The following is a 9155-nucleotide window of genomic DNA, read 5'->3' as shown; positions in this document are numbered from 1 at the left end:
GAACGAGTGAAACGTTATATTCTTCCAGAAAAAAGAAAACGGCCCAAAAGTAGGACCGTTCGAATTTCAAAAACTCGGTACACCATTAAGTCAAAACATGCTTAACTGAATGGTGTTAGCTAAATAGCGGCATTTTCGTTTTTAAGCTTTACTTAAAGGTAGCTAACAACGTGAGTATTTGCTGTAACTTAATAACGGTTGTTTTAAGTTTTTCTTCATCAAAACCATCGTTAGATAAGCTTTCAACATCAGCGGCTACATCAAGAACATAAGGCTTAAAACGTTTAGCTTCAAAGCTAAAACCGGCATCTTGTGCAAATAAGGCTTTAAATTTGCCATGGCCTTGTTGTTGTAATTCGTCTAATTTTTTATCGGCGTCAAGTGCCTGACGATAAACAATTTTTAAGTTAGTGTTGAGTTGTTCAATTATAGAATCCATGGTTTTCCTAAAGCTTTGTGCTGCATGGCCGACATAATACGTGGATTACATTTAAAAGTCAGGTTGATTAAGGCTTATAATTATGAATATATCAGGTGGAAATTTACCAGCTATGTCTGGTTCAGGCCAAGGCAGCGAGCTTTACACTGCTGCTTTGTCTAAAAAACAGCAATTAGCTGATGGCGCTGCAGCGCTTGCACTTATTGAAGGTGCAGCGCAATCGTCAAGTGCGCAAACGCCGGCTAAATCGGCGACTGCATCACTGGGTAATAACGTAAATATATATGTTTAAATGAGCTTAAGGTCGATAGGTGTTTTACTTTTTTGACCACCGATCTCTCTTACTAATTTAGGCACTAAAAATCCGGGCAGGGCTTTTAATAGCTCTGCCATTATTTTTATTGCTTGCTCCTCGTTAATATCAAAGTGGCTCGCCCCTTCAACTTTATCTAGCAAATACAAATAATACGGCAATACGTCTGCGTCAAATAACGCTTCGCTTAAGTTTATTTGCGCATCGAGCGTATCGTTCACATCTTTTAAAATTACAGCTTGGTTTAGAAGCGTTACGTTTGCTTGTTTAAGCTTTTGCATGGCAACTTTAAAGTCAGCGTCTATTTCGTTGGCATGGTTAATGTGATTAATAAAAATAATTTTTAATGGCGATTTTGCTAATCGTTCACATAACTCATCGGTAACTCGCGCCGGTATAACTACTGGCAAACGGCTATGAATTCGCATTCGTTTTATTTGTGGTAATTGTTCAAGCTCATCCAAAAACCAGCTTATTGCATCGTCTTTGGCCATCAGTGGATCGCCACCACTTAAAATCACTTCGTTTATATTACTATCTGATTTTATATAGCTCAGAGTTTCAAGCAGACTTTTTTTATTGAGTTGGTTTTCTTGATACGGAAAATGCCTTCTAAAGCAATAACGACAATTTACCGCACAGCCGGTTTTAAACATCACTAAAACACGCGATTTATACTTGTGTAACAGGCCTGGTTGGTCGTTATCTTGCTCGAGTAGGGGATCTTTATTAAAACCTGATTTAGTTAAAAATTCTTGATGGCGTGGCATAACTTGTAGCAGTAACGGATCGTTTGCGTCACCTTTACGAATTTTTTTTATAAAAGGGATAGGCACCCGTACCGGAAATAAACTGCGGGCTTTTAGGTCGTTTTCATGGACTTGGCTCGATAAACCGACCATTTTAAGCAAGGTTTTTGGGCAGGTAACTACATTTGCTAATTCTTTTTGCCAGTTTTTATGCAAATTTGCTTCATTTCTTTGTATCATTGGCATGTAGATTACTCGAAAAAATATAAATAGAGGAAACGATGGCGAATTATAGCACCAACGAGTTCAAGGGCGGCCTAAAAATTATGATGGACGGCGAGCCTTGCAGTATCTTAGAAAATGAAATGGTAAAACCTGGTAAAGGTCAGGCGTTTAACCGTGTTCGTATCCGTAAACTTATCTCTGGTAAGGTGCTTGAAAAAACCTTTAAATCGGGTGAATCAGTTGAAGGTGCTGATGTAATGGATACAGATTTAGCGTATCTATACACAGACGGCGAATTTTGGCATTTCATGAACAACGAAACATTTGAGCAAATTGCTGCTGACGAAAAAGCACTAGGCGATGCAGTTAAATGGTTAGTTGAAAATGACTTATGCACAATTACATTATGGAACGGCAGCCCTATTGCTGTTACACCACCTAACTTTGTTGAGCTTGAGATCACTGAAACAGATCCTGGCCTTAAAGGTGATACAGCCGGTACTGGTGGTAAACCAGCAACGCTTAGCACAGGTGCTGTGGTACGAGTTCCATTATTCGTACAAATTGGCGAAGTAATTAAAGTAGACACTCGTAATGGTGAATACGTAAGCCGCGTTAAGTAAGTTTTAACGTTGTTTAATAAAATCCTGGCTTTAATGCTGGGATTTTTTTTGGAGAAAATATGTCAGCAGATCTTTGGGCCCCAAGCGCAAGCATTGAAACACTAAAACAACGCGCAGCGATATTACGTAGCATCCGTGAATTTTTTTATGCACGTGATGTTTTAGAGGTAGAAACTCCAAGCTTAAGTGCTGCCAGTGTAACCGATGTGCACTTAGCCAGTTTTAATACCACATTTGTAGGCCCTGGCCATGCTGGTGGCCTTCCTCTGTTTTTACAAACATCTCCAGAGTTTGCTATGAAACGCTTGTTAGCAGCAGGCTCAGGCGCTATTTTTCAGCTTTGTAAAGCATTTAGAAATGAAGAAGCGGGTAGACATCACAATCCCGAATTTACAATACTGGAATGGTATCGCCCAGGCTTTGACGAATTTGCACTTATGGATGAAATGGATGAGCTAATGCAGCTTGTTTTAGATGTTGAACCTGCAACTAGATTTACCTATCAAAAAGCGTTTGAACAAGCACTCGGGCTTGACCCGCTAACAGCGAACATAGAGCAGTTAAAGCAACTTGCGTGTGAGCATGGGTTTGCTGATATAGCCCAAAATGAAACGCATAAAGATACCTTACTGCAATTATTATTTTGTATGAAAGTGGAGCCAACAATAGGACAAGATAAGCCATGCTTTGTGTATCACTTTCCAGCTTCTCAAGCGGCACTAGCGCAAATTTGTGAACACGATGAGCGAGTAGCAGGGCGTTTTGAGCTTTATTATAAAAATATGGAATTAGCGAATGGCTTTAACGAACTTACAAATGCCAGTGAGCAAGCTAAACGTTTTAATGAAGATAACACATACCGCGCCAACAACGGTTTAAAACAAGTACCAATGGATACGCGCTTAATTAAAGCGCTGGAGCATGGATTACCACAATGCGCAGGGGTTGCTTTGGGAATTGATAGGCTGGTAATGCTCGCAACAAACAAAGAGAAAATTAAAGACGTGATCGCGTTTGATGTGCAAAGGGCGTAATGCGTACCCTGTAGGCGTAGGTGGCAAACTTGTAGGTGCGAATTTATTTCGCGCTCGTGTAATTTAACTTTATAAAAAAGCGAGGCATAAAACCTCACCTACAATAAACATCAACCCCAACAACATACACTAAACCTGTAGGTGCGAATTTATTTCGCGCTCATGTAATTTAACTTTATAAATAAGCGAGGTATAAAACCTCACCTACAAATAAAAACACCGCGTTTAAATTAAACGCGGTGTTTTTTTATTGCTTGCTGTAGCTTTCATTTGAAAGCCAACGGCTGTGTTTTACAGATTAAGCGTAAACGTAACACCTGCTACACGAGGCTCGCCTAGCTGTGTGTATGTATGCGTTGCGTAACCATCTTGTGGATCGTTACCAAATTCAAAACCACGTGTTGGGACTGTTTCGTCAAACACGTTACGAGCCCATGCACGCACTGCCCACATGTCTGCTTCGTAGCCAAAACTTAAATTAACTAAGTTGCTGCTTGGCGCTTGTGAGTTATGGCTGTCTGAGAAGTAGTAATCGTCTTTCCCTTCAACACCCACCATACCGTAAAGCTCACTTGTAAAGTTATAGCGAGCAGTGAATGCATATTGATATTTAGGTGATTGTGCTTGTTCGCGGCCGTCTTGGTTTAAGCCTGACTGCGTTACAAAGTCGTCTATTTCTGTATTTAGGTAGCCAGCACTACCCGTTAAAAATAAATTATCAGTTAGTTGATAACTACCTTCAACTTCAAGTCCGTAGTTACTACCAGAGCTTGCGTTATCAACATAACCGGTAAATTGCTGACCTTCTACTTGCCATGCTTTTAACTGAATATCATCGCGGTGCATGTAAAATGCAGCTAAGCGAAGCGTAAATTTATCATCAAGTGATGAACCTTTAACACCAAACTCACCACTCCATAAATATTCTGGGTCGAAGCTCGTATGCTGCTGGAAAAAATCAGCGCTTAGGTTCAAGCCTTCATCTTTTGCTTTAGCCAGTGCTTCTGAGTTAATACCGCCGGCTTTATAACCACGAGTGATACTTGCATAGATCATTGTGCGATCAATGACTTGATACTCTAGCGCAACTTTACCGCCAACCATTACGTCGTCAGTATCTTGTATAAAGCCATTACTATCGGTGTAGTCACCTTGATATTGCTCTACACGTAAACCTGTAATGAGTGTTGTTTTAGGGCCAACAGGAGTCGCTAATTGTCCGTATACTGCAACATTACTTGTTTCGTAAGTTGAAGAAAATGGGCTTGCTAACCATGTGTATTGGCGTTCTAAATCAACATCACGGTTTTGATAATAAATACCTGCAACCCAGTTACCTGTTTTAGAATTAAACTGTAAATCTACAGATTGATCATCGCGATCGCGGCTATAGATATCGGTTGAGCTGTATCCATCTGGATGTAAGCCCGCAGCACATAGCTGTGGCTCGCTTGAGTCATTACAACCCCAGTCTTCATCAAAACTATAAAGCAGCTCGGTATCAATAGCCGATAGATTTAGGTTTACATCAAATAAATCAAAACCCGTATAAGTATTATTAATACCTATTGCGTAGCTTTCTTGAGTATCTTGGCCTGGTTCATCGGCTACACTATTGCGGCTGTTATCAAGCGTAAACGCATCGTAGCCGTTGTTTATATCAATATAGTGAAGATTTAACTCAGTATTTAAATGCTTTGTAAGCTGACTGTTTATTTTAAAGCGGGCTACTTGTTCGTCTTGATTTTGTGTTTCGTCATTTAAATACAGATTATCTACGTAACCATCTGACTTTCTGCGAAAGTAGCTAACGCGTGCGCTAGTGTCATCTGTTAAGCCTGTGCTTGCTGCAATGCCTGCTTCGCGGGTGTTGTATGTGCCAGCACCTACTTGTAATTTTAAACTTGGATCGCTCGTGGCTTTAGCTGAACCCATTTGGATCATACCGGCCATACCGTCTGCGCCAAAGCGTGTACCTTGTGGCCCACGGTAAATTTCTACTTGGTCTATATCAAATAATAATGAACTGCCACCAAGGCCAGAATAGTTAATACCATCAATTACTAAGCCTACAGATGGATTAATAGGATCTACAAATTGTGAGCGAAGCCCCACGCCACGAATTTGAATATAACGACCACGCGACGCACCAGATGCAAAGTTTACATTGGCGGTGCTGCCTAACATTTCGTCTAAGTAACTTGCCCCACGTTGATTAATTTCATCTTCGCTGAATAAGCTCGCACTCGCGCTTAAAGTCTGAATACTTTCGCGCTGAAAATCGCCGGTTACAACAATTCTTTCCAGATCGCTGTCATCAGCATGAGCTACAAGTGGTGCACCAATCAGCGGTAAAAGTGCGGCAGTAATTAAAGACAAACGTAAGTTCATTGGGTTACTTAACTCCATTTTAGGGACTCGTATGGTAGCAATTATTTAAACACATGTGCTATAAACGCGGCAATTATACGTTAAATAATCAGGATTACTAATATGGTATTTAAAGTTGACTTCAAAGTACGTGATTACGAGTGTGACTTACAAGGTATCGTAAACAACAGTGTTTATTTTAATTACTTAGAGCATGCACGCCATGAGTTTTTGTACGCACACGGTATTGATTTTGCTCAGTTAGCGAAAGATAAAATTAATCTTGTAGTGATGCGTAGCGAAATGGACTATAAACATTCACTATTACCAGGTGATGAATTTTATGTGGCTGTAGAGCCGCAGCGTATTAGTCGTTTAAAGTTTGCTTTTAAGCAAACGGTTATACGCAAAAGCGATGAAAAAGTGATGCTAAACGCACTGGTTATAGGTACCTCTGTTAATGAAAAAGGACGACCGTTTTTACCAGAGCAAATAGATAACCTATTCAAAACTACAACTTAGTGCTTAACAGAACAACTTTTAAACTATCATAGAACAAAAATTTACATTTAAAACATGCATTTTTAACGGATAAAGGGCATAAATATTGTTACAATTACATTAATTAGACAATTAGTTAGTAGTAGCATGAAATTAGCAGCAATACCGATGCTTGTAATCGGTTTATGTGTAGGTTGCGCATCAACAGGGACAGTTACCACTGAGCAGCTAAAATACACCCAATGGCAATTATCACGAGTTGATGGTTTAGCAATTCCTCCTTCTTTTAAGGCATCAATGAGCTTTATTGAAGCACTGCAAGTAAATGGTTTTGCTGGCTGTAACAAATTTTTTGGGGAAGGTTCGCTTGAAGATAGCAGCCTAACCGTAAGTAAATTAGGTATGACGCGTAAGTCGTGCGGCGAAGAACTCGATGAGTTTGAGCAGCAGTTATTACAAGCCTTAAAGCAAGGTGCCGAGCTTAAAATGCAAGACCAGCAATTAGTCATGCAAGGCGAGCAAACATTTGTGTTTATCCCTAAATAATTTTAAGTTTTTGAAAAACAGCCCCTTGCGGGCAGTTTTTAACTGACGTACACTCAGCGCAGATTTGTTGGGTAACACCTTCAAATTAACGAACAGAATTTATATATCAATACTTGTCGGAGTGCCAAAGCTAAGTAATTAGTTTGTGGCTGAGATCGCGAAAGCGGGATCCGTGAACCTGATCAGGTTAATACCTGCGTAGGGAACAAGCTGCCTAAATAAGGACGCTTGTGCGTCTTTTTTTATGCGCACAATAAAGTGATTTTGATTATTTTAGGCTGCAAAGTAGCATGTACGCTACTTTACGATCTTTCTCTATTCCTCGGAATATCTGACAAGACAACCCTTAAGCAATGAGGCAAGTCATGTCAAATACTACAAATAAAGCGTCGCGCCGCGAAACTCGTGCAGCCGCGTCTGAATATATTTATAACTTAACGGGTCAACCGTTCCCAAACTCTCACAAAGTATACGTTGAAGGTACTCAACCTGGTGTGCGCGTGGGTATGCGCGAAATAACGTTAAGTGATACGTTTATTGGTGGTACAGATGAAAACCCTGTGTATGAGTCAAACGACCCGCTACGTGTTTACGATACGTCGGGCCCGTATACCGATCCTAATTTTGAACTAGACGTGCGCAAAGGCTTACCAAAATTTCGTGAGCAATGGATTGAAAGCCGTGGCGACACCGAAGTTTTAGAATCTGTTACTTCGCAGTTTTCGCAGCAACGCATGGCAGATGAAGGGCTGGATCATATTCGCTTTGATCACCTTCCAAAAATTCGCCGTGGTAAAACAGGCAAAAACGTAACGCAAATGCACTACGCACGCCAAGGCATTATCACTCCTGAAATGGAATATGTAGCTGTTCGCGAAAATATGGGACGTGCAGAAATTCGTAAAGAACTACTTGCAGCACAACATAAAGGCGAGTCGTTTGGTGCGAGTATTCCTGAATTTATCACGCCAGAATTTGTACGGGATGAAATAGCCCGTGGCCGCGCTATTTTACCAAATAATATAAACCACCCAGAAACCGAACCTATGATTGTAGGTCGTAACTTTTTAGTAAAAGTTAACGCTAACATTGGTAACTCATCGGTAAGCTCATCTATTGAAGAAGAAGTAGAAAAAATGGTGTGGTCTACCCGCTGGGGTGCAGACACCGTAATGGACTTATCAACTGGCCGTTACATTCACGAAACCCGTGAATGGGTTGTACGTAACTCGCCGGTACCTATTGGCACCGTTCCTATTTATCAAGCACTTGAAAAAGTAAACGGTGTAGCTGAGGATTTAACGTGGGAAATTTTCCGCGATACGCTTATAGAGCAAGCCGAGCAGGGCGTTGATTACTTTACTATTCACGCCGGTGTATTACTTCGTTATGTACCAATGACGGCTAAACGTGTAACCGGTATTGTGTCGCGCGGTGGCTCAATTATGGCTAAGTGGTGTTTAGCGCACCATAAAGAAAACTTTTTATACACGCACTTTGAAGATATTTGTGAAATTTTAAAACAATACGATGTGTGTTTTTCACTCGGTGATGGACTGCGCCCTGGCTCTATTGCTGATGCCAATGATGAAGCGCAGTTTAGTGAGCTACGCACGTTAGGTGAACTGACTAAAATTGCGTGGAAACACGACGTACAAGTATTTATTGAAGGCCCGGGGCATGTGCCAATGCACATGATTAAAGCCAACATGGATGAGCAATTAAAGCACTGCGATGAAGCGCCATTTTATACTTTAGGCCCGTTAACAACCGATATTGCACCAGGGTACGACCATATAACCTCGGGTATTGGTGCGGCTCAAATAGCATGGTACGGCTGTGCAATGCTGTGTTATGTAACACCTAAAGAGCATTTAGGTCTGCCAAATAAAGAAGATGTTAAAGAAGGCTTAATTACTTACAAAATTGCAGCGCATGCCGCCGATTTAGCAAAAGGTCACCCTGGTGCGCAAGAGCGCGATAACGCGCTATCAAAAGCACGCTTTGAGTTTAGGTGGCACGACCAATTTAATATTGGTTTAGATCCAGACCGAGCTCGCGAATATCATGACGAAACCCTGCCGCAAGAATCAGGCAAAGTGGCTCACTTTTGCTCTATGTGTGGCCCTAAATTTTGCTCTATGAAAATTAGCCAAGAAGTACGTGATTATGCCAAAGATTTAGAAACACGTGGTATTGATCCTAATAACGCTGGGGACGCTATCGAGATCAAAATGATTGATGTAGAAGCCGAAATGAAAGCTAAATCTGCCCAGTTTAAGCAAACAGGCTCAGAGATTTACCATAAAGCGGTATAAAGTTGCTTTAAGTTATTAGTCGGGATTAGAGGCAATT

At 40.9% G+C, this 9155-nt stretch carries 9 protein-coding genes and 1 riboswitch; of the genes, 6 read left to right on the top strand and 3 right to left on the bottom strand.

Translation table 11 applies throughout. From position 1 onward, the window contains the following. Window positions 1-148 precede the first annotated feature (148 nt). Complete coding sequence (locus I6F49_RS07360) at window positions 149-439, bottom strand: hypothetical protein (protein WP_002960798.1); 291 nt, start codon at window positions 437-439, stop codon at window positions 149-151. Between the two features lie 82 nt (window positions 440-521). Between I6F49_RS07360 and I6F49_RS07355 the strand changes: the two genes are divergently transcribed. Further along, the gene (locus I6F49_RS07355; protein ID WP_024600329.1) at window positions 522-731 is read left to right on the top strand and encodes a hypothetical protein; all 210 of its coding nucleotides are present in this window, start codon (window positions 522-524) and stop codon (window positions 729-731) included. Here the strand turns inward: I6F49_RS07355 and epmB are convergent. Next, entirely contained in the window at window positions 728-1741 is a 1014-nt protein-coding gene (gene epmB / locus I6F49_RS07350) for an EF-P beta-lysylation protein EpmB (protein WP_197179480.1), read from the bottom strand. The genes I6F49_RS07355 and epmB overlap by 4 nt on opposite strands. Window positions 1742-1782: 41 nt before the next feature. Here epmB and efp point away from each other — a divergent pair, with 41 nt between their 5' ends. After that, window positions 1783-2349, top strand: a complete 567-nt coding sequence (gene efp, locus I6F49_RS07345) for an elongation factor P (protein WP_024596699.1) — start codon at window positions 1783-1785, stop codon at window positions 2347-2349. A 59-nt stretch (window positions 2350-2408) separates the two neighbouring features. Beyond that, complete coding sequence (epmA, locus tag I6F49_RS07340; protein WP_166419397.1) at window positions 2409-3383, top strand: elongation factor P--(R)-beta-lysine ligase; 975 nt, start codon at window positions 2409-2411, stop codon at window positions 3381-3383. A 291-nt stretch (window positions 3384-3674) separates the two neighbouring features. Here the strand turns inward: epmA and I6F49_RS07335 are convergent, their stop codons facing one another. After that, complete coding sequence (locus I6F49_RS07335; protein ID WP_197179474.1) at window positions 3675-5792, bottom strand: TonB-dependent receptor; 2118 nt, start codon at window positions 5790-5792, stop codon at window positions 3675-3677. An 84-nt stretch (window positions 5793-5876) separates the two neighbouring features. Between I6F49_RS07335 and I6F49_RS07330 the strand changes: the two genes are divergently transcribed. From I6F49_RS07330 to thiC, 3 genes are all read left to right on the top strand, one after another. After that, window positions 5877-6275 carry an acyl-CoA thioesterase gene (locus I6F49_RS07330; protein WP_197179473.1) on the top strand — a complete coding sequence of 133 codons (399 nt, stop codon included), beginning with the start codon at window positions 5877-5879 and terminating at the stop codon, window positions 6273-6275. A 126-nt stretch (window positions 6276-6401) separates the two neighbouring features. Then, window positions 6402-6800 carry an META domain-containing protein gene (locus I6F49_RS07325; protein WP_331461447.1) on the top strand — a complete coding sequence of 133 codons (399 nt, stop codon included), beginning with the start codon at window positions 6402-6404 and terminating at the stop codon, window positions 6798-6800. A 107-nt stretch (window positions 6801-6907) separates the two neighbouring features. Further along, a riboswitch (TPP riboswitch) is annotated at window positions 6908-7022 on the top strand. Between the two features lie 143 nt (window positions 7023-7165). Continuing rightward, window positions 7166-9118, top strand: a complete 1953-nt coding sequence (gene thiC / locus I6F49_RS07320) for a phosphomethylpyrimidine synthase ThiC (protein ID WP_231615052.1) — start codon at window positions 7166-7168, stop codon at window positions 9116-9118. The last annotated feature ends 37 nt before the right edge of the window (window positions 9119-9155 follow it).

The organism is Pseudoalteromonas sp. SWN166 (assembly GCF_015864485.1).
GTDB lineage: Bacteria > Pseudomonadota > Gammaproteobacteria > Enterobacterales > Alteromonadaceae > Pseudoalteromonas.
The sequence above is the reverse complement of the archived record's forward strand: the minus strand, read 5'-3'. Positions and strand labels throughout refer to the sequence as shown.

Bases quoted from the DNA above. Each gene is read 5' to 3' on its own strand.
- I6F49_RS07330 (WP_197179473.1), top strand. From the start codon at position 5,877: ATGGTATTTAAAGTTGACTTCAAAGTACGTGATTACGAGTGTGACTTA.
- epmB (WP_197179480.1), bottom strand. From the start codon at position 1,741: ATGATACAAAGAAATGAAGCAAATTTGCATAAAAACTGGCAAAAAGAA.
- I6F49_RS07355 (WP_024600329.1), top strand. From the start codon at position 522: ATGAATATATCAGGTGGAAATTTACCAGCTATGTCTGGTTCAGGCCAA.
- efp (WP_024596699.1), top strand. From the start codon at position 1,783: ATGGCGAATTATAGCACCAACGAGTTCAAGGGCGGCCTAAAAATTATG.
- epmA (WP_166419397.1), top strand. From the start codon at position 2,409: ATGTCAGCAGATCTTTGGGCCCCAAGCGCAAGCATTGAAACACTAAAA.
- I6F49_RS07325 (WP_331461447.1), top strand. From the start codon at position 6,402: ATGAAATTAGCAGCAATACCGATGCTTGTAATCGGTTTATGTGTAGGT.
- I6F49_RS07335 (WP_197179474.1), bottom strand. From the start codon at position 5,792: ATGGAGTTAAGTAACCCAATGAACTTACGTTTGTCTTTAATTACTGCC.
- I6F49_RS07360 (WP_002960798.1), bottom strand. From the start codon at position 439: ATGGATTCTATAATTGAACAACTCAACACTAACTTAAAAATTGTTTAT.
- thiC (WP_231615052.1), top strand. From the start codon at position 7,166: ATGTCAAATACTACAAATAAAGCGTCGCGCCGCGAAACTCGTGCAGCC.